The sequence below is a fragment of the Bacillus sp. RO2 genome, assembly GCF_012911845.1.
In the GTDB taxonomy this organism is placed as follows: domain Bacteria; phylum Bacillota; class Bacilli; order Bacillales; family Bacillaceae_I; genus Sutcliffiella_A.
The window spans coordinates 14,968-36,189 of record NZ_JAAXCU010000042.1; the positions used below are offsets into that span (position 1 = coordinate 14,968).

General features: G+C 38.6%; 20 protein-coding genes. 16 read left to right on the forward strand and 4 right to left on the reverse strand.

Annotated features, from left to right (window positions below):
• The first annotated feature begins 262 nt into the window (after positions 1-262).
• The 4 genes from HF078_RS11185 (at position 263) to HF078_RS11200 (ending at position 5,131) form a co-directional block, all read left to right on the forward strand.
• The gene (locus HF078_RS11185; protein WP_148989389.1) at positions 263-829 is read left to right on the forward strand and encodes a TetR/AcrR family transcriptional regulator; all 567 of its coding nucleotides are present in this window, start codon (positions 263-265) and stop codon (positions 827-829) included.
• 72 nt (positions 830-901) lie between these two features.
• Positions 902-3,106 carry a YhgE/Pip domain-containing protein gene (locus HF078_RS11190; protein ID WP_169291242.1) on the forward strand — a complete coding sequence of 735 codons (2,205 nt, stop codon included), beginning with the start codon at positions 902-904 and terminating at the stop codon, positions 3,104-3,106.
• 168 nt (positions 3,107-3,274) lie between these two features.
• Complete coding sequence (locus HF078_RS11195; protein ID WP_169291243.1) at positions 3,275-4,285, forward strand: substrate-binding domain-containing protein; 1,011 nt, start codon at positions 3,275-3,277, stop codon at positions 4,283-4,285.
• A gap of 213 nt (positions 4,286-4,498) precedes the next feature.
• Positions 4,499-5,131, forward strand: a complete 633-nt coding sequence (locus tag HF078_RS11200) for an SLATT domain-containing protein (protein WP_169291244.1) — start codon at positions 4,499-4,501, stop codon at positions 5,129-5,131.
• Between the two features lie 43 nt (positions 5,132-5,174).
• Here HF078_RS11200 and HF078_RS11205 read toward each other — a convergent pair whose 3' ends face one another.
• Both HF078_RS11205 and yhfH read right to left on the reverse strand, forming a co-directional pair.
• Positions 5,175-6,989 carry an RNA-directed DNA polymerase gene (locus tag HF078_RS11205; protein WP_169291245.1) on the reverse strand — a complete coding sequence of 605 codons (1,815 nt, stop codon included), beginning with the start codon at positions 6,987-6,989 and terminating at the stop codon, positions 5,175-5,177.
• A gap of 233 nt (positions 6,990-7,222) precedes the next feature.
• Positions 7,223-7,357, reverse strand: coding sequence for a protein YhfH (gene yhfH / locus HF078_RS11210; protein ID WP_082380846.1), 135 nt, complete (start codon positions 7,355-7,357; stop codon positions 7,223-7,225).
• A gap of 153 nt (positions 7,358-7,510) precedes the next feature.
• Between yhfH and HF078_RS11215 the strand changes: the two genes are divergently transcribed.
• From HF078_RS11215 to aceA, 9 genes are all read left to right on the forward strand, one after another.
• Positions 7,511-8,254 (forward strand): MBL fold metallo-hydrolase, encoded by a 744-nt coding sequence (locus HF078_RS11215; RefSeq protein ID WP_169291246.1) that lies wholly within the window; start codon positions 7,511-7,513, stop codon positions 8,252-8,254.
• On the forward strand, positions 8,254-9,240 hold the full coding sequence (gene lplA, locus HF078_RS11220; RefSeq protein WP_169291327.1) for a lipoate--protein ligase: 987 nt from the start codon (positions 8,254-8,256) through the stop codon (positions 9,238-9,240). Before HF078_RS11215 ends, lplA begins: the two co-directional genes overlap by 1 nt.
• Before the next feature lie 177 nt (positions 9,241-9,417).
• Positions 9,418-10,968: a fatty acid--CoA ligase family protein gene (locus HF078_RS11225; protein WP_205831590.1), complete on the forward strand. Its 1,551-nt coding sequence runs from the start codon at positions 9,418-9,420 to the stop codon at positions 10,966-10,968.
• Positions 10,969-11,048: 80 nt separating this feature from the next.
• Complete coding sequence (locus tag HF078_RS11230) at positions 11,049-11,828, forward strand: enoyl-CoA hydratase-related protein (protein ID WP_169291247.1); 780 nt, start codon at positions 11,049-11,051, stop codon at positions 11,826-11,828.
• A 152-nt stretch (positions 11,829-11,980) separates the two neighbouring features.
• Positions 11,981-12,706, forward strand: coding sequence for an AzlC family ABC transporter permease (locus tag HF078_RS11235; protein WP_169291248.1), 726 nt, complete (start codon positions 11,981-11,983; stop codon positions 12,704-12,706).
• The gene (locus HF078_RS11240) at positions 12,699-13,007 is read left to right on the forward strand and encodes an AzlD domain-containing protein (RefSeq protein ID WP_169291249.1); all 309 of its coding nucleotides are present in this window, start codon (positions 12,699-12,701) and stop codon (positions 13,005-13,007) included. The genes HF078_RS11235 and HF078_RS11240 overlap by 8 nt, the downstream gene beginning before the upstream one ends.
• A 99-nt stretch (positions 13,008-13,106) precedes the next feature.
• Positions 13,107-14,366 carry a M48 family metallopeptidase gene (locus HF078_RS11245; protein WP_169291250.1) on the forward strand — a complete coding sequence of 420 codons (1,260 nt, stop codon included), beginning with the start codon at positions 13,107-13,109 and terminating at the stop codon, positions 14,364-14,366.
• 735 nt (positions 14,367-15,101) lie between these two features.
• A complete protein-coding gene (aceB, locus tag HF078_RS11250; protein ID WP_169291251.1) occupies positions 15,102-16,697 on the forward strand; it encodes a malate synthase A in 1,596 nt (531 codons plus the stop codon).
• 30 nt (positions 16,698-16,727) lie between these two features.
• The gene (gene aceA, locus HF078_RS11255) at positions 16,728-18,017 is read left to right on the forward strand and encodes an isocitrate lyase (protein WP_169291252.1); all 1,290 of its coding nucleotides are present in this window, start codon (positions 16,728-16,730) and stop codon (positions 18,015-18,017) included.
• A gap of 58 nt (positions 18,018-18,075) precedes the next feature.
• On the opposite strand, the gene HF078_RS11260 is transcribed toward aceA, so the two are convergent.
• The gene (locus tag HF078_RS11260; protein WP_148989399.1) at positions 18,076-18,321 is read right to left on the reverse strand and encodes an IDEAL domain-containing protein; all 246 of its coding nucleotides are present in this window, start codon (positions 18,319-18,321) and stop codon (positions 18,076-18,078) included.
• Positions 18,322-18,514: 193 nt separating this feature from the next.
• Here HF078_RS11260 and HF078_RS11265 point away from each other — a divergent pair, with 193 nt between their 5' ends.
• The 3 genes from HF078_RS11265 (at position 18,515) to HF078_RS11275 (ending at position 20,680) form a co-directional block, all read left to right on the forward strand.
• Positions 18,515-19,075 (forward strand): competence protein ComK, encoded by a 561-nt coding sequence (locus HF078_RS11265; RefSeq protein WP_169291253.1) that lies wholly within the window; start codon positions 18,515-18,517, stop codon positions 19,073-19,075.
• Positions 19,076-19,211: 136 nt separating this feature from the next.
• Positions 19,212-19,934, forward strand: a complete 723-nt coding sequence (locus HF078_RS11270) for a DUF421 domain-containing protein (RefSeq protein WP_169291254.1) — start codon at positions 19,212-19,214, stop codon at positions 19,932-19,934.
• A gap of 23 nt (positions 19,935-19,957) precedes the next feature.
• Positions 19,958-20,680 carry a DUF421 domain-containing protein gene (locus HF078_RS11275; RefSeq protein WP_346775334.1) on the forward strand — a complete coding sequence of 241 codons (723 nt, stop codon included), beginning with the start codon at positions 19,958-19,960 and terminating at the stop codon, positions 20,678-20,680.
• Here HF078_RS11275 and HF078_RS11280 read toward each other — a convergent pair.
• The gene (locus HF078_RS11280; RefSeq protein ID WP_169291255.1) at positions 20,667-21,044 is read right to left on the reverse strand and encodes a YhjD family protein; all 378 of its coding nucleotides are present in this window, start codon (positions 21,042-21,044) and stop codon (positions 20,667-20,669) included. The two genes, HF078_RS11275 and HF078_RS11280, sit on opposite strands and share 14 nt — an antisense overlap.
• Positions 21,045-21,222: the final 178 nt, after the last annotated feature.

Here is a 21,222-nt window from a genome sequence, read left to right on the forward strand (position 1 = left end):
TTCGTTTCACTTAATATCTAGCTGTGGATTGGAGCAAATGGCGGAGACTCCAGCGGGGGAGTAACGGTAGCTTGAAACCCCTTAAGCGCAGCGAGGAGGCTCAAGCACCGTCCCGCGGAAAGCGAAGCCATTTGCGGAAAGGAACAGCGGCGACAATGCAAATGTTAAACCTAGATGTTGCTTTTTTATAAAAGAGCAACTATAATAAAACCGATTGACCGATATAGACAATTAGTCATTTTTGTAGGAAAGGAGCTATCAAATGGATCGTAAACAAAGTATCCTTGAGGCCGCATTAAAATCGTTCTCTTTATTTGGATATAAAGCTACCACGATGGATCAAGTTGCAAAGCTAGCAAACGTTGGAAAAGGGACGATTTACACCTTTTATTCTAATAAAGAAGAGCTCTTTAGTGAAATTGTCGCAGGAATATTAAGAGAAATGCAAGAAGTGGCTGACCGTTCCATTAATTCAGAACAATCCTTTTTCGAAAATGCCCACAGGGCGCTTATCAGCTTGCTTGATTTTCGAAACGAACATCAACTGACCGTCAAATTGATTCAAGAAGAAAAGGAACTTGGAACAAAAATAGTTAACCAAGAACTTAACCGCCTAGAGCAAATGATTATTACATTTATCAAAGAAAGAATTGAAAAGGCGATAGAAAAAGGGGAACTAAGAAAGTGTGACCCGGAAGTTACAGCATTTCTAATGCTTAAGCTTTATGTGGCACTTGTTGTGGACTGGGAAGAACATCATACCCCATTATCCAAAGAGGAGATTGCCAATTTATTTGAATTATATTTTATTAAAGGATTATCAACTTGATGATCCTTAAAATTTTGAAAAAAATGACTAAATGACAAAAATGGTCATAATGTAATATGGAGGTAATAAAAGATGAGAAGCGTACTAGTTGAGTGGAAGGAATTGCTTACAAATAAAAAAATTCTGATTCCTGTCATAGCGGTACTATTAATTCCGTTATTATATAGCGGAATGTTCTTATGGGCATTTTGGGATCCATACGAAAAACTTGATGAACTTCCGGTGGCAGTGGTCAATTTGGATGAAGGTGCTGAGTACGAGGGAGAGCCCTTAACGATAGGGAAAGATCTTCAAGAAAACTTGAAGAAAAATGATGGCTTCAAATGGGAGTTTGTTTCTAAGGAAGTAGCCTACGAAGGGATGGACAAACAGCAGTACTATATGATCATTGAAATTCCTGATGATTTTTCAGATAGAGCAACAACGCTCTTGGATGAAAACCCTTCTTCATTGGAAATGAAATTCGTTCCAAATGAGAGCTATAATTTTTTATCTGCTCAAATTGGATCGACAGCTGTAGAGAAAATTAAAGAAGAGGTATCGAAAGAGTTAACAAGTACGTACGCAGAAGCGATGTTTGCTAATCTGGAAAAGATGGCCGACGGGTACAAAGATGCAGCTGATGGTACTAGTAAATTAAACAATGGCGTTCATGAGCTACAAGATGGTTCAGTTGCTTTGAAAAAAGGATTAGAACAGGCTGCAGAAAAATCGATCATATTTCAAGATGGAGTGGGAAAGGCCTTTGGTGCCGTAAAAGATATTCATAAGGGAAATGAGGATCTGTCAAAAGGTTTGGGCCAATTGCTTGAAGGTCAAGGCCAATTGGCCTCAGCATCCGAGCAACTCCAAACTGGAGCAGCAACGCTTAATGACGGTTTAGCTAAAAGTAATAAAGGTTTGTCACAGTTGCAAGATGCTCAAGGAGAACTTACAAATGGAGCGGGAAGCTTGGCAGAAGGTGCCGCGGAATTAAATGCTGGGACCGTAAAGCTTGAAGAAGGGGCTACACAAGCACAAGAAAAGGCAGAAAAATTGAATCAAGGATTGATTCAATTGAAAAAAGCACTTGAGCCATTGATAGAGCAGGCAAGCGAAGAACAACAGGCAGAAATCAATGCTTCTTTTGAACAGTTGATTAATGGCAGTGGCGAGTTTTCTAAAGGGCTGATGGCTCTTCAACAGGGAGCTTTAGAACTAAATACAGGCACTTCTTCCTTAGCGGAAAATAGCAGAAAGCTTGCTGATGGCCATTTAAACTTTCAGACGGGTTTGACAGAACTGGCAAATGGATCTAACCAACTCTCAGAAGGTTCATCAGAACTCCTTAAGGGCCAAACTGAATTTAACCAAGGACTAACACAGTTTGGTGAAAAATTGGGTGACGCAAATGAGGGCAGTAAAAAGCTTGCAGAAGGCTCAGGTCAGCTCTTAGCCGGAATGGAACAGCTTGACGGTGGATCCAAACAATTTCAACAAGGTACACAAGAGCTTGCAGAAGGTTCAAATAAAATCTCCTCCGGTCTATCTGAAGTCGGTGAAGGAACAGAAGAACTAGAGGGTAAATTAAAAGATGCCTCTGAGAAATCCAGAGACGTAAAGGGTACGGACAAAACCTATGAAATGATTTCTGAACCGGTTAAGGTAAAATCAGAAGTGGAGAACGGGGTTCCTAACTATGGAACAGGATTTGCTCCTTACTTCTTGTCTCTTGGTCTTTTTGTAGGTGCACTCTTGCTTTCCATCGTATTTCCAATGCGTGATCCTGCAGGCACTCCTCGTTCCGGAACAGCATGGTTTACCGGGAAAGTGGCGATTCTTGCTGCAGTAGGAATTCTACAGGCATTGCTTGCAGATGCCGTATTGATTCTAGGATTAGGTGTGGAAGTAAAGAGCACCGTATTATTTATATTGTTCAGTATCCTTACTTCGTTTACTTTTATTGCACTAGTGCAGTTTTTGGTAACCACACTTGGGGACCCAGGTCGATTTGTTGCCATTCTAATCTTGATTTTGCAATTAACGACAAGTGCGGGAACATTCCCATTAGAACTAATTCCTAATGCCCTTCAACCATTCAATTTACTGTTGCCGATGACTTACTCAGTGTCAGGATTCAAGGCGGTTATTTCAAGCGGAGACTTCGCATTTATGTGGGAAAATGTGATGATATTAAGTGGATTCATGGTTGTTTTGCTTACTGGTACATGGGCATATTTTGTTTATAAGTTTAAAAAGGAATACAAAACCCCTGTTGAACATTCACCGGTAAGTTAATAAGTTTTACTTCATCGGAGGCCGCATTAATTTGCGGTCTCTTCTGTTTAATTTAGCTAATTGTAAAATTTTTATTGAAAACACTTACATTTCCTTTTATACTAGTAGTTATGAAAACGATTTCAACCATTCTACTAACCTATTATTTCAGCTAAGGTGGCGAGACTCGTGGCAACAATAGAAGATGTAGCAAGATTGGCAGGGTTATCAAGGACCACTGTTTCCCGTGTCATAAATAACCACCCGTATGTATCGGAAAAGAAGCGTGTACTTGTATCAAATGCAATGAGCGAACTTGGTTATGTTCCAAATTCATCTGCAAGAAGTCTGAGAAGTCAGAAGACGGAGATGGTTGCATTACTGATACCTCGTGTGATGAATCCATTTTTCAGTGAACTGATCGAACGGATGGAAATGGCTGCAGCCGAAAACGGTTACCAGCTCATCATCTGTCAGACAAAATATTCAAAGAAAAAGGAACTTGATTATTTGAACTTGTTAAAAACGAAACAAGTGGACGGGATTATCCTTTCCTCCATACAAAATGACTGGAATGTAATAGAACCGTTTTTAGAATATGGACCGATCGTTTTGTGCAATGAGTTTGAAGAAGATGCGGATGTACCGTCTGTAAGGCTCGACCAGACATATGGCGGTTACATATCGACGAAGCACTTGTTGGAACTTGGTCATCGCAAGGTTGCCTATTGTACTGGTGGCTATAAAAGCAATGTAGCAAAAAGCAGGGAGGCAGGCTTTAAAAAAGCGCTTGCAGAGTTCAATGTGGAATTTCGTGAAGATTTTTCTTTCCGTGATGCCTTTACTATTGAAGACGGAAGAAGGGTGTTTCAGGAAATTTTGGCTTTGAAGGAAAAGCCAAGTGCCATTTTTACTGGCGGGGATGAAGTGGCAGCCGGCATTATTTCAGAGGCAAAGCGCTCAGGCTGGAAGATCCCAGAAGATCTTGCAGTTGTGGGCTTTGACAATCAGGCTATTACGGAGCTAGTGGAACCGACTATCACAACCGTCTATCAGCCTATTGATGAAATGGCCCGCAAAGCCTTTCAGGTCATGATGGAAAAGGTGCGTTCCAAACGCTTTCGTCACAAGGAAATCTATGAATATGATCTCGAGCTTATCGTTCGGGAATCAACGGTCAAACAAGGGGTTTACGTATAGAATAGAAAAAAGAGCACTTATGGGGATGAGTGCTCTTTTTGTTATAGAAACTATTTTTACTTATCGATTATTATGTTAAATATCTAGTAAAAAGAACTATAATAAGGTAATATATTAAAAGGCTAATTTTTCCACATCATTGTATAACGGTAATTTATTTAAAAAATGTTGTTTTTATGGATTTGTTTACAGGAGAGGAGGCTTAAATAAAAATTGAAGTACAATAATATAAATATTCATTCAGAATTAGAAAAGAAAATTAATACTTTTAATAAAACAAGAAATAATCGAATTAAAATGAGTACAAGACTAAAAAACTATAGTAGTAAATGGAAATTGGTTTTTTTTGGATTGAATATAGAGGCAGTTATTTTTATTATATTATCACTAGGCGGGGAAAAGGTAAGTGCCAAGTTTGATGGAACATTATTCAGTGTACTTGTTGGGGTTTTTTCTATTTATGTAATACTTTTACAATATTATATAAATGAATTAAATTATAATGAAAGAGCTCTAAAAATACATTATCACCAATTAGACATTGAAGATTTAATACTACGTTTAAAAGAATTAATAGTCTATAGAAATAGCAGAGAGAATAAAAAAAATGAGTTTAAGATGATAGAAGATTATATGGTGATCTTACATGAATATCAAACAATATTAAAGAATAATGAAAACCACGATCCTGTAGATCATCTTAGGAGTATTAAAGAAGCACTAGGAGCTAAAGATTCACTTCAAGTATCTGATTTTACTATCGATAATATTATACTAAATATTAATATACACCTCTTATGGATAGTTCCAATTATTTTTACTATGTTGTTGTTAACATGGGGGTAAGTAAAAAGCAAAGCCTGTGAATGGTTTTGCTTTTACTGGTTTATCACGTAATATTATATTGTGAATAAAGCCACTTTATATAGTATGGGTCTTTTACACTGCTTTTAATTTTTGTCGTTATTTCCTCACTATTTCTAATTTTGTTTGAATTTAGTATTGAACATAATACTAGAAATTTACTTAAAGGATAAATTTTTTGACGTTTTTTGGGAAATAAATAAAAATCTAGTTTTTTATCTAAATTATCCAAATTAGAAAACGTTAATATTTGAGTTGCTAGTGTAACGGTATTAGGTACCCCAGAAGTTATTTGGTTTTGCAAAATACCTTCTACGGTTTTTTTATCAAAAATTAGCAACCTAGATAATATGGCTGTAATTTGTCTTCTTAAGAATGAATCACTTTGCCATTTGTTTTTATATTTAATTATAAATTTAAGAAGGTCTCCAGGAGTATTATACTTTACTTTAAACCATAAAATACAATAAAAGTCAGAAGAATTACCACGTTTATTAGAAAATATTGTTAGATAACTTTCAAATTCATTTAAGAATGATCCTGAGTATTTATTAATGGGAATCTCCCATTCAGTTACTAATGAACACAATTGATAAAGTGATTTGTCATCAAAAATATCTATGTTGTTTAGAATTTTTAATACACTATCCCCAGTTTTTTTACTGTAACCAATATTTTTTAAATAATAAATTAGATTTTCTCGTAAAGCAGGATACTCAATATATAATTCAGGAAGTTTTCTAAGTAACGACATATGGTTTAATTTACTATATAAGGTAATATAACGTTTAGATATCTTGTCCCAGTATTTTGGACTATTATCTTTAAAGTGATTTCTGAATCTTTTGTCCAATTCCTTGCAAATTAATTGGTAATTACTATCAGTTTTCTTTGTTTTTTCTATGCTATCTATATATCGGTTAGCTTCAATTTGAAAATGATAATATGCTTCTTTTTCATTATAAATGTTTGTTTTTGATAAATTGAGTGAAAGTCCTCTACTTTTTAGCATATCGGACACAACACTTAATAGCTCTATTCCATGCTTCTTTGAATTAACACCAATTGTTATGTCATCCATCCATCTAGTGAAACTGTTATTAGTATTTTTGCTAATTACCTCATCTATTTCAAATAAAAATGAGTGTGCTAATAGTCTAATGCCTTCAAGATTAGTTGTAGGTAAACCTCTTTCCGCATAAGGTAAATAATCCGGTTTCCATGAAATTTCTTCAATGATCCTAAATACTAAATCAATAACTACTTCATTAATCTTAGAATAACTAGTAAATACTTTTCTAAGTTCATTAATATCTATACTGTCATAGTAATTAGTTAAATCTGTTACTACTATTAGTTCTTTCTCCTGGTTAAATTTATATATCTTTTTCTGTAGTTTTTTCCATTGGGTGCGCCAATTAAAGTTATAATCATCGGAACTATGGGGTTTCTTTTTAGTATGTTTATCACGGGAATAAAATGCATTTGGTGAAGGCTGGTTTGATAATATCTCTGAACTAATTCTTTCTACCAACACTTGGAATATAAGAGCGTCAGCTGGTTGTGGAATAACTAAATGCCTACACACACCATATTTTTTTTCAATTCTGTATATCATCGGTTGTGACACTTTATAGTTTCCACTTAAAATTTCAAACCTTATGGTTTCAGCTCTGTCTTCAATATTATAATTAAAGTCATAATGATCATATAAATCTTTTAAATCTAAACTTCGGAGTTGGTTTCTTACAATATTTCTCCACACACTAACAATCTCTTTTTTACTAAATATACTTGAAAGTTCTTTTTTTCTAAGTTGATTGAACCTTTCAGTTTGCATAGGTGATACCTCAATTCTTAACTTATATAACTACATAAGATTACTAATTTAGAATTCTCTTTTTTAAAAAGAAAACCTTAACGTTTAAAGTTATTTGTTTAAAGTTATTTCCTTATAAAACCAATTATATCTAAAAATTTTCCTATTGCATATTAAGATTAAAAAATAAAAGTTAGAAAAAAACCAGGAAGCTTGCTATTAATCTAGCAAGCTTCCTGGTTTAATAAATGGTTTTATTTTAACTGACTGGACATACACTCATCGCAATGGTTGCCGTAGCACTCGTGCTGCTCATCCATTGTTTTTTTGCATTCAACACATTTTTTAGGTGGTAAGGTTTTGAAAAATTCTGTACTTTTAATCAACATGTTATCACCCTCCGTTTTGTTATTTGTTGTTATTGTATTATAACAGAACTTGTCCTGTCAACAACTGTTTTAAAACAACTCCTCTAAATAGGAAAATGGGCAGGGATATGGTAGACTTGATTTTGGAAACCAATAGAAGGGTGATGTATAGGCATGAAGCTTACCGTGGTAGGGTTTTGGGGAGGCTATCCAGCAGTTAACAGTGCAACATCTGGGTATTTAGTCGAGCATGAAAATTTTAAATTATTGATTGATTGTGGAAGCGGTGTATTAGCACAACTTCAGAATTACATAGATGTAACAAAGCTTGATGCAATAGTTTTGTCACATTACCATCATGATCATGTCGCGGATATTGGTCCTTTGCAATATGCGAGACTTATCTCATTTTATATGGGCAAATCTGTAACGCAACTTCCTATTTACGGACACCAGGAGGACTTGCAAGGATTTTCCTCACTACATCATAAAGAATATACAAAAGGTATTGCATATGATCCATCTAAACCATTACAGGTAGGGCCATTCTCCATTGAGTTTTTGAAAACGACTCATCCTGTTCCATGTTATGCCATGAAGGTATCCACAGACGAAGGTTCGTTTGTGTACACGGCAGATACAAGCTATCAGGATTCATTCATTCCTTTTACACAAGGGACTGACTTATTGATTTGTGAATGTAATCTGTACGCTCACCAAGATGGTAAAGGGGCAGGACATATGAACAGCCATGATGCTGCAAAGGTTGCGCAAGGTGCAGAAGTGCCACAATTGCTGCTCACGCATCTACCTCATTTCGGTAAAGTGGAGCAGTTGGTGGAAGAGGCTGCAACGATCTACCATGGAAAAATTGATTTAGCACATAAAGGATATAGTTGGGAGAGTGGCAAGAGATGATGCTTTTTATAGATAATAAGGGAATTACGGATCCAAGGATCAACTTGGCAATAGAAGAATATGCGCTTAAAAAATTGGATATTGAAGATACCTACTTGCTCTTTTACATCAATGAGCCTTCCATTATCATCGGGAAAAACCAGAACAGTGTAGAAGAAATTAATACAAAGTATGTGGAGGATAATGGCATTCATGTCGTACGTAGGTTATCCGGCGGTGGAGCGGTCTATCATGATCATGGAAACTTGAATTTTAGTTTTATCACAAAAGATGATGGTGAGAGCTTCCACAACTTCAAAAAGTTCACGGCACCAGTTGTGGAAGCGTTGAAAAGCCTTGGAGTGGAAGCAGAAATGAGCGGACGCAATGATATTCTTGCCGAAGGACGAAAGATCTCCGGAAACGCGCAGTTCTCTACCAAAGGACGTATGTTCAGTCATGGTACGCTTCTGTTTGATTCCGAAATTGAGCATGTAGTTTCAGCACTGAACGTGAAGAAGGATAAAATTGAGTCCAAAGGAATAAAATCAATCCGAAGCCGTGTGGCAAATATTAAAGAATTTTTGTCTGAGGATATAACAATTGAACAATTCCGTCAGCTTTTATTGGAGGCAATCTTTAAATCAAAAGACATCCCTAAGTACGAACTAACAGAGGAAGACTGGCAGAACATTCATGAGCTCTCCAAAGAACGTTACCAAAACTGGGATTGGAATTACGGAAAGTCACCCAAGTTTAACCTCCAGCATTCGCACCGTTTTCCAGTGGGGCAAATTGATGTACGTCTAGATGTAACAAAAGGAATAATAGAAAACTGTAAAATTTATGGAGATTTCTTTGGTGTTGGTGATGTATCAGAAGTGGAAAACCTTTTATCAGGTGTGAAGTATGAGAAAGCAGAAATTGCACAAGCTCTAGAAGGAATAGATGTAAAACATTATTTTGGAAATATTACCAGAGATGAATTGATTGATCTAATATATTAATTTCAAGAGCATTGGGCAGGGAATCCCTGCTCTTTTTTTATATCAAAATATTTTATCTGAAAATTTTAATTTTATCGACATAATTTAATGACAGATATCTAGCAATCTACTATAATGGATAATGGGAGATTTATGAATGGTCATTCATTCAATTTACTCGAAGGGGAGATGAAACACTTGAATATTTCATCGCAGTTGGCATTAACCGCAAAAACAAATCCTATGAAAGAAGCGTATATTTTTGAAGGGGATTCCAAAACTTACGCAGAGTTGAATGCTGCAATTAACGCTTTTGCAACAGGCCTTGAAAAGATAGGAATCACACAGGGAGATCATATCGGCCTTGTTGTCGGAAACTCACCATATTTCGTTATTGGGCTTTATGGTGCCGCACGAATTGGAGCAACCGTTATTCCTATCAATCCAATCTATACTCCAGAAGAACTTTCTTACATCCTTAGAGATGGCGATGTCAAAGCCATCATCACCTTAGACCTTCTTGTTCCACTTTTTGAAAAGCTTCATGGTCACCTGCCTTTAACTGAACATTACATTATTTGCGAAACACCTGACGGAAAAGAAAAAGCGAAAGATTTTCCACTTGAGCAACTTACGGTTTATCCGAAATTGAAATCGTTTACATCGATTATGGCGTCTGGAAGCTTTACATATGAAGGTCCGGAACTGAAGGCTGACGATGTGGCTGTAATCCTTTATACATCTGGTACTACAGGTAAACCGAAAGGGGCAATGTTGACACATAAGAACTTGTATCGCAATGCCAAGGATTCCGCCGACTTTTTGAAGATGAACGAAACGGACAAAGTTGTCGCGACTCTGCCTATGTTCCATGTATTCTGTTTGACAGTAGCTTTAAATGCACCATTGATGAACGGCGCGACAGTGATTATCGTTCCAAGGTTCAGCCCGCAGGTGATTTTTGATGTGGTAAAAGAATACGATGCAACTGTTTTTGCAGGTGTTCCAACCATGTACAATTTCCTTTTGCAATCACAAGCCGATGTAGAAGATTTAAAATCGTTGAGGCTTTGCATTTCTGGTGGAGCTTCCATGCCTGTAGCACTATTGAAGAATTTTGAAAAGAAATACAATGTTATCATTTCGGAAGGTTATGGATTATCAGAGGCATCACCTGTTACCTGTTTTAATCCACTAGATAAGCCTAGAAAAGCTGGTTCTATTGGGACGACGATTGTAAATGTGGAAAACAAAGTCGTGAATGAACTAGGAGAAGAAGTGGCACCTGGAGAAGTTGGGGAACTTGTTGTCAGAGGGCCGAATGTCATGGCAGGCTATTATAAGATGCCAGAAGAAACGTCCGTTGCAATTCGTGACGGTTGGCTTTATACAGGCGATCTAGCAAAAATGGACGAAGAAGGATACTTCTATATCGTCGACCGCAAAAAGGACATGATCATCGTAGGAGGCTACAATGTATACCCTCGTGAAGTAGAAGAAGTTCTCTACAGTCATGAAAATGTGGTAGAAGTAGCAGTTGTCGGGGTGCCTGACCCTCAGTTCGGTGAAGCGATAAAGTGTTTTGTCGTAACCAATGCGTCCGTGAATGAATCAGATTTGCTTGGCTATTGTGCGGAGCGCTTGGCGAAATATAAGGTACCTACTTCCATTGAGTTCTTAGAAGAGCTTCCAAAGAACACAACTGGAAAAATCTTAAGAAGAGCATTAAAAGAAAAACTAGGTGTTTAAAGGATTTACGCTCTCTGTAGAGAATGTATAAAATAGCGAAATTTGTAACCGCTAACAATCTTGGAGGGAGACGGAGAGATTTGAGTTATATTGCAGTAGAGATAAAAGATTATGTAGCAACTGTAACGCTCAATCGCCCTGATGCGATGAACGCGTTTAATTATGATATGTTAGTAGAATTGGGAAATGTAGCAGAGGAGCTTCGCACGAATGCTGACGTCCGTGTGGTAGTGATTACGGCGGCAGGGGAGAAGGCATTTAGTGTTGGTGCGGACCTCAAGGAAAGAAGAGGCCTTACCGAGCAGCAAGTAAGACGCAATGTTTACAAAATCGGGGATGTGTTCAACCGCATCGCCGACTTGCCTCAGCCGACAATCGCAGCTATAAATGGGTATGCATTCGGAGGCGGGATGGAGCTCCTTCTTGCTTGTGATTTCCGAGTGACGTGCAAAGATGTGAAAATGGGCCTAACGGAAACAAGCTTGGCGATTATTCCGGGAGCAGGTGGCACCCAGCGCCTGCCTCGTATTATTGGTGAAGCAAAGGCGATGGAATTGATCTTGACTGCTCGCCGATTTACTGGAGAAGAGGCGAGTGGGTTCGGCCTGATTACAAGATTGGTAGATGAAGCATCTCAAGTACTTGACGGGGCGATGGAACTTGCCCGTGAGATGCTCAAGAACGGCCCGGTAGCTGTACAGCAGGCCAAATTTGCCATTCGTCAGGGTATGGGTGTGGATATGCAGACAGGCTTACAGATTGAGCGTAAAGCTTATGAAGTGATTATCCCGACGGAAGACCGCGTAGAGGCGCTTGTTGCGTTTGGCGAAAAGCGGGCACCGGAGTTTAAGGGGAAATAAATTTTTTGTACGGCTCTCTCTTCTTTAGGAAGGGGGAGTTTTTTGATTAAAGTAAGTAAAGTATCTCGCTTTTCGAAATACTCTTTACATATCCAGTAAACTACTAGTATATTAATAAATAATTCAATTTACTAGTATAGGAGAAATGCACAGTGGCAACTACCATCGCAGCAAGAAAACCTTCTTCTTTTAGAAACGGCTTGCAAGCTGGAGTCAGCATAGCAATCGGCTACATACCAATCGCCATTACATTTGGACTTTTGGCAAAATCAGCAGGCTTAACGGTCTCTGAAACGGTGCTGATGAGCTTACTCGTCTTTGCTGGAGCAGCACAATATATGTCTCTGAATATGATTGTGCTTGGATCAGGTGTTTTTGAAATTGTTATGACGACTTTTATTCTGAACATACGTCACTTTTTGATGAGCGCTTCCCTGAATGAAAAAGTGGAAGAGAATAGTCTCTGGAAGAAATCACTCTTCTCATTTGGCATAACGGATGAAACGTTTTCCGTCACTGCTACCAAAGAAGGAACCATTCAAACGGGATATATGTTCGGAGTAATCTTAATCGCCTATTCCAGTTGGGTGGTAAGCTCAGGGATCGGGCATGTCATCGGCAGCAGTTTACCCTCATCTCTTCAAGAGAGCATGGCGGTTGCCCTTTATGCCATGTTTGTCGGCCTCTTGATGCCTTCCTTAAAGAAACACCAAAAAGTGGTTGTGCTCGCTGGGACTGCAGCTATCCTTAATTCTGTGTTTTCGTTGGTAATTGGTATTGCCGCTGGATGGTCCATTGTCCTTGCGACAATCACTAGTGCTGTCGGGATAGAAATCTTATTCGCGAAATGGTCAAAGGAGGGGAAAGTGGATGAATAGTATGATTATCATAATGATTGTCGGCATGGCCGTAGTCACCTACCTTCCACGCCTCATACCGTTTGTGATGTTCCAAGGCAAGGAGCTACCGCCATTCGTACAAGCAGTATTGAAAAATGTTCCCTATGCAACACTTGGGGCACTTATTGTTCCTGGGATTTTCTTAATAAATGAAGATGTCATGTATGGAATCATCGGGGCAGCCGTGGCATTATTTGTCGCTTACCTAGGTGCAAACGTCATTCTGGTTGTTATCAGCGCTATTGCAGCTTTGAGTGTGTATTCCTGGCTTGTCAGTTAAAAATGAAACGAGTAGGCTTTTCTTTGTAATAGCCTGCTTATTTTTTTTATTGTGGCATAGAATATAACAGGGATATTCAGGACAAGGGGGTGCAAAAATATGAAAAAAACAATCTCTCTAACGTTGTTTAGCTACGTTCTCTATTCTTTAGCGGTGACTTTCTACATATGGATCGGCGCGGATACTTCCCTTCCAACTGAATTAGTGGGAACAAAAGCGGACCCAGCAACCTTTCTAAGTAGCAAGGAACTGTTACTCACCGAAGAGTATTCTAAAATACGCAATACCATCTACTTTCTGACGCTTCCTGTGGAATGGATCTTCTATTTCCTTCTTCTTGTTTTAGGTGGGGCAAGTGCCATTCAAGGATGGGCGGAGAAAGTCACAAAATATAAAACGCTTCAGACAGGAATTTTTCTTTTTTGGCTAACCTTATTCAGCACGGTTATTCATTATCCACTAAGTTATCTTCGTTACTTTCTTTCTAAATATTATGGCATCACAGTTCAGCATTACTCCGGCTGGATGCGAGATCAGGTTGTCGGATTTTGGGAAGGAATTCTCATTATGTGGGTAGTGGTTCTTCTTCTCTATTTGCTTATCCGTAAGTTTCCGAAGTGGTGGTGGGCAATAGCTTGGGGAGGCTTCATTCCACTTGTCTTTTTTATGATGTATATCCAACCAGTTGTCATAGACCCTTTATATAATGATTTTACCGAGCTACAAGATAAAGAATTAGAAGATAAAATCCTGGAACTGGCTGCTGAAGCGGATATTTCTGCCGAAAGAGTCTATGAAGTGAATATGGCCGAAAAAACGAATAGCATGAATGCATATGTTACCGGTGTAGGCGGGAACTCCCGTATCGTGCTATGGGATACGCTCTTGACTCGACTTCAGGAAGAAGAAATTCTGTTTATCATGGCGCATGAAATGGGACACTATGATATGAATCATATTGTGATGGGCATTACTGGTTACATCGCATTTTCTTTCTTTGCTTTTTACTTGATCTATTGGACAGCAAGTAAGCTTATAAACAGCTTCGGTAGGAGATGGAAAATCAATAGCTTGAACCAACTTGCATCCTTACCCTTATTGTTGTTGCTGGTATCTTTGCTTCTATTTCTTGCAAGCCCGATAACAAATGCAGTATCACGTTATCAAGAGCACAGGGCAGATGTGTATGCCATTGAACTGACTGGAAAGACAGAACCGGCTATAGAGGCTTTTCAAGAAATTACTAAATCTAGTTTAAGTGAAGTGAATCCTCCAGCCTTAGTGAAATTTTTTCGATATACCCACCCGCCAATGGTGGACAGAATCGCTTATTTGGAGCGGTATGTAAAGGAACAGTGAGCAACGTGAAATAGTGCGTTGCTTTCTTTTTTTGAATGAAGCAAATGTATAATACAGGTGATTTTCGTTCCAGGCGCTTCGCTTGCCTGCGGGCGGTCCGTGAGCCTTCTCACTCCTTTGGATGCCATTTAATAAGTCCTTGATTTTAGGTATTGTTTAGACACCGCTGGTGATTTGCGCAAATGGCTTCGCTTTCCTAGGGGCACTGCTGGAGCCTCCTCGGCTACGCCTGCGGGGTCTCCACCTAGCGCTATCTCCCTCAGGAGTCTTCGCCTTTTGCTCCAATCACCAGCTAGGAATCATTAAAAACTTTGCGTTATCAGTTTTTTAGGGGCATATCTTGCCTGCGCACCTTCCACTTCATTCAACTAGGTGACTCCCTTAAACTAAGGTTAAAAAAGCCTCAAAAAAACATTATTCTTTTGTTCTTTTTATTTCTAGCTGTGTATTGGAGCAAATGGCGGAGACTCCTACGGGGAAGTAGCGGCAATGTTGAGACCCCGCAGCGAAGCGAGGAGGCTCAAGGCCGCCCCGTGGAAAGCGCAGCTATTTGCGGAAAGGAACAGCGGCTTTCTTAAATTTTATTAGACAGGGTTGTTCATGCCCGTTTTTTTTTTCGTGTCGAAAAATATTTACCAATAAATTTTAAAAAAGCCTTTTTATTACGAACACTCTGTTATATAATACAATACAAATATACTAACTGTTTCATAACAAGAGAGGAGCAAGTATATCGTGAATACCGGTACAACAGGCATCAGCGTTACAGGTCCAATGAAAAAAGGCTTTGAAACTGTACTAACACAGGAAGCATTATCTTTCATCGAGAAGCTCCATCACACTTTCAATGAGCGAAGAAGAGAACTGTTAGCAGCAAGAAAAGAAAGGCAAGCAAGGATTGATCAGGGAGAACTATTAAACTTTCTGGATAGCACGCAAGCTATCCGATCAAGTGACTGGAAAGTGAACGAAATTCCGAAAGACCTTCAAGACAGACGAGTGGAAATAACAGGTCCGGTCGATCGTAAGATGATTATTCATGCTTTAAATTCAGGTGCAAAAGTGTTCATGGCGGACTTTGAGGATGCCTCATCTCCAACTTGGAGCAACATGATAGAGGGGCAGATTAATCTGCGAGATGCAAACTTGCGCAAAATTGACTTCACAGCTTCAAACGGAAAAGAGTACAAATTGAATAAAGAAATCGCCACCCTTCTTGTAAGACCAAGAGGATGGCACTTAGAAGAAAAACATATCCAAATCAACAACGAATCTGTTTCCGGTAGCCTTTTTGACTTTGGGTTGTATTTCTTTCATAACGTCAAGGTTCTGCAGGAAAATGGAAGCGCTCCATATTTTTATCTTCCTAAGCTTGAAAGTCATCAAGAGGCAAGGCTGTGGAATGATGTGTTTGTATTTGCTCAGAAAGAATTGGGAATCGAACAAGGGACAATCAAAGCAACCGTTTTAATTGAAACCATTACGGCAGCCTTTGAAATGGATGAAATTTTATATGAGCTGAAAGAGCATGCTGCAGGACTGAATTGTGGGAGATGGGATTACATCTTCAGTTTTATAAAGAAATTTAGAAATGATCCGACCTTCCTGTTGCCTGACAGAAGCCAAGTAACAATGGCAGTTCCTTTCATGAGAGCCTACACACAATTGGTGATTCAGACTTGCCATAAACGAGGTGCTTTCGCAATTGGAGGGATGGCAGCACAAATTCCTGTGAAAAATGATGAAGAAGCGAACGCTCAAGCATTCGCAAAAGTAAGAGAAGATAAACTTCGTGAAGTAAAAGATGGCCATGATGGAACGTGGGTGGCACATCCATCATTGGTTCCGGTGGCATTAGAAGTGTTTGATGAGCACATGGAAGGTCAGAATCAATTGCATATAAAAAGGGAGGATGTCAAGGCAGATCCGCTTGCACTTGTTCAAATTCCAGAAGGGACAATAACGGAAGATGGTTTGCGGAAAAACATTCATGTCGGAATGGAGTACATCGCAGCATGGTTGGATGGAAACGGCGCTGTCCCAATTTTTCATCTGATGGAAGATGCAGCTACAGCAGAAATCTCGAGGTCCCAAGTTTGGCAATGGGTTAGACATCCAAAAGCAGAACTAGAAGATGGAACTCAAATTACACTAGAGTTGGTTAAACAACTGCTTGATGAAGAAAAGCAAGCCATCATTGATAAAGTTGGGCCTAACCGTTTTACAAAAGGGAAACTTGATCAGGCAGCCACTCTTTTTGAGAACCTAATAAAAAATGATGAATTTTCCGAGTTTTTAACACTTCCAGCTTACAATTTATTGGAAGATTAATAGATACCTAAACTAAAGGAGGAATTAGTAATGAGAAGAGAAGAAAGAATTGCACAGTTAGAAGAAAGCTGGGAGTTAGAACAACGATGGAATGGCATTGAAAGACCATATTCTGCAGAGGAAGTTTTGCGTCTTAGAGGTTCAATTGATATCGAACATACATTGGCAAAAAGAGGATCACAAAAACTTTGGGATCTTCTGCATACACAGGACTATGTGCATGCACTTGGAGCTTTAACAGGAAATCAGGCTATCCAACAAGTAAAAGCGGGTTTGAAAGCCATTTATTTAAGCGGCTGGCAAGTTGCGGCAGATGCTAACCTATCCGGTCATATGTACCCTGACCAAAGTCTTTATCCGGCAAACAGTGTGCCACATGTTGTTAAACGAATCAATCAAGCATTGCAGCGTGCAGATCAAATCCAATACCTAGAAGGAAGCGAAGAGGTGGACTACTTTGCACCGATCGTAGCAGATGCGGAGGCTGGATTTGGTGGTCAGTTGAATGTATTTGAGTTGATGAAAGGCATGATCGAGTCCGGTGCGTCTGGCGTTCACTTTGAGGATCAATTGTCTTCTGAGAAAAAGTGCGGGCATCTTGGTGGGAAAGTATTATTGCCAACCCAAACGGCTGTTAAGAATCTTATATCAGCACGCCTCGCAGCTGATGTAATGGGTGTGCCGACAGTTTTGATTGCAAGAACCGATGCGGACGCGGCAGATCTTATTACAAGTGATATTGATGAGAATGATCATGCATTCTTAACTGGTGAGAGAACAGCTGAAGGGTTTTATCGAACAAAAGCCGGAATTGATCAGGCGATAGCACGGGGTCTTGCATATGCACCATACGCTGATTTGATTTGGTGTGAGACTTCCGAGCCTAACTTGGAGCAGGCAAGAGCATTTGCGGAAGCCATTCATGAAAAGTTTCCTGGAAAACTGTTGGCATATAACTGTTCACCATCTTTCAACTGGAAAGCGAAGTTAGATGATGCTACCATTGAAACATTCCAGCAGCAGATTGCCCAATTCGGCTATAAATTCCAGTTTGTGACCCTGGCTGGATTCCATGCCTTGAATCACGGTATGTTCGAGCTTGCGAGAGGATATCGTGAACGTGGAATGGGAGCATATTCCGAGTTGCAGCAAGCCGAGTTTGAAAGTGAGCAGTATGGCTATACAGCAACCCGTCATCAACGCGAAGTAGGTACTGGATATTTTGATGAAGTGGCGAAGCTAGTTTCCGGCGGAACATCCTCTACCACTGCACTGAGCGGCTCAACAGAAGAAGCACAGTTTTATCAAGGGAAAAAATAAGTAAAAGAAATAGAGAAGAGCGCTATGAGCTCTTCTCTTATTTTTGGATATTATCCTTTTAAGCGGAAACGCCCCAATCATTCAGGAATTTTTTATATCTAGTGGAAAGTAGGTGGAACAGGGAAGGGTCATTGGCATCCAGGGCACTGTCAATTTTCTCTTGCAGAAGGTTTTTGTGGTAGTGGAATAAAGACTCATCAATAATCATCTGAACATACACATTCATCATATAGGCTTCAACGGACACTTTCTTGTTCATTTTTTTCGCTTTCATCAATTCCGTATAAGATTTCTCATTCTTCATGAGTTCCTCACCTCGAGCCTTTTTAATAGTATATTGAGGAACGCTATAAAAATCAACAAATTTTTAAAATATTTAAAATATTTTAAAAACCTTTACACTGATTGGTTTTTCTGGGAAAATATACATAAATAGTCAAATAACCAGTTCTTTTGTCACGAGATGACAGAGAACACGGATGGAAAGGATGAACATAATGAAGAATAATGTCGATATGTCGTGTGATTATGAAATTAATGGCTTTACTATGGCAATCATTCCCTTTGAAATAGAGGGCAACCTATATTCAAAGGTACTTGAAGAAGAAGGAGAAATCTATGTTTCATTGCCTCCAATAAAAATTATTGAGGACAGCTGCAATTTTTACGGATCCAGCTTTGAAGGACGAAAACAAGGTACCAAGGGCATCTCCGGTTATACTCACAAACCCCCTATTGTCATCGATCCGATGAATGACATATTCTTTTTCCCCACTGCATCACCTACAAATGATAACTGCATCTGGATTTCACTACACTACGCATATGAATATAAATATAGTGCAAGCGGGAATACAAAAGTCATGTTCCCGAACAACATCATGGTGGAGTTTCCTATATCCAAAACTTCTTATGAAGCACAAGTCCATCGCACTTCTCTTTTCCGGGCAAAGCTTCAGCAACGAGTCAATAGGAAGAGGAGTAACTCAAACCGCAGCTTTGTTGCTAACTCAGGGATTATGTACAGATTGAGAAACAGCAAGGATTTACAAAGTTGAGACAAGGTTAACAGAAAAAATTCATAACTTCACTTACAGTCTTTCGTAAAAGAAAGGCTTCTTTTTTTGGAGTAAAAATGCATAACCTTCTCTTTTTGAATAAGGCTAAGAAAAAGGATGGAGGGACGATTCACTTATGGAACTTTTAATGGATTTATTAAAGGTGTTTTTTCGCATTAGTACCATTTTGCCATTGATGCTCGTTGTAACCTTATTTATGGGAAAGCGTTCTGTTGGTGAACTTCCTGTTTTTGATTTTCTTGTCATCTTAACACTCGGTTCTGTGGTCGGTGCAGATATTGCTGAGCCTGATATCCATCATCTTCCCACTGTAGGAGCTATTATTGCGATAGCACTTTTACAAAAGTTAATTGCTTGGTTGAAAATAAAGAACCATAAAGTGGGAAGGCTTCTTTCATTTGAGCCGACTCTTGTCATATATGAAGGGCAATTCCATATAAAAAATATGCGTAAGATCAGTTACTCTATTGATAATATCCTACAAATGTTAAGGGAAAAGAATGTTTTTCAAATGCAGGATGTCCATTTTGCTTTAATTGAAGCGAACGGAGAGCTATCAGTGAAATTAAAACCAGAAAAAGAACCTGTGACACTGAAAGATGTTCGGGTTGCTTTGGCAAAACCCTCCGTTGAATACACCGTTATCATGGATGGTAGACTACAGCCAAAAGCGTTGGAGTATTTGGAATTAGATGAAGTATGGTTACAGAAGGAGCTTTTGAAAAAAAATATTATTAATATCGAAGACGTATTTTATGGGGCAATAAATGAAGATAGAAGCCTGCATGTTACCTTAAAAACCCCCGGTTACACACAAAGTGTACCAATTTTTCATTAAGCACAGCTAGGAGGGAGATTAAAGTGGAACTATTTATAGACTTTTTAAAGGTGCTGGGAAGAATTATCACAATTCTTCCGCTCATGTTGATTGTAACTTTATATATGGGGAAACGGTCCATTGGAGAGCTTCCTGTCTTTGATTTCATTGTTATTCTCACACTTGGAGCAGTAGTTGGAGCAGATATTGCTGACCCCAGCATCCACCATTTTCCTACTGCAGGTGCAATTATCGGGATAGGTCTCCTGCAGAAGGTAATAGCGTGGGTAAAAATAAAAAATCATAAGCTTGGCAGACTTTTAACGTTTGAACCGACATTAGTCATATATGAAGGTCAATTTCATATAAAAAATATGCGTAAAATCAGTTACTCCATTGATAATGTCCTGCAAATGCTGAGGGAAAAAGATGTATTTAAAGTGGAAGATGTTCACTTTGCCTTAATTGAAGCGAATGGAAACATATCCGTTAAAGTGAAGCCCCAAAAAGAGGTGGCGAAGGTGGAAGATGTTCGCTCTGGTGGATACGAAAACTCCATGGATTTTCCAGTCATAATGGACGGTCGAATTTACAAGGAAACCTTGGCATTCAAAGGATTAAACGAGGCCTGGCTTCGAGAAGAACTGTTAAAACAGAAAGTAGCTAGTGTTGAAGATGTTTTTTTTGCTTCTGTCAATGAACATAATGATTTGAATGTTACTTTACGCAATCCGTTGCAAGAACCATTCATTCCTATTTTTCATTAGTCATAGACCCCTCCGCTTTCAAGATATATTGCATCAAAAGTTCATTTACCTTATTCCTAATTCGTGGGTTGAAATAGTTGTGGTGCTCTTCATATCCATTAAACAGAAAAGCATACATGGTAAAGGATTCATCCTGCTTTAATTTGTGGAGCTTCATGTGTTGCTCCTTCATGTCCGCTTTGATTTGTTTAAGTTGAAGCTGAATTTTACGCATGACTTGATCAATAAGAGTAAGATAAGGTTCTTTTAGTTTAATTCCGCTGTCCTTAATAACGCTTGTATCTCTTTCTAGAACAATCAATAACAAAGGAAGATATATCGCCTGTTCAAACAGGTTTATTTGTTCTTTTGATAATCTTGTCATTTCATCTTCCTCCTAAAAATATAGAACGTTTGTTCGTAATTATTTTATACCAAAAACTAAAAATTATGCAAGTACCTTTTAAAAAATGAAATTTAAAGTTTTTTCAAATTTCTTAAAGGGGAATTATTTCATTTGTCGAAATAAGTAGAATGGAGAATTTTACATAAGGGAGAGATTT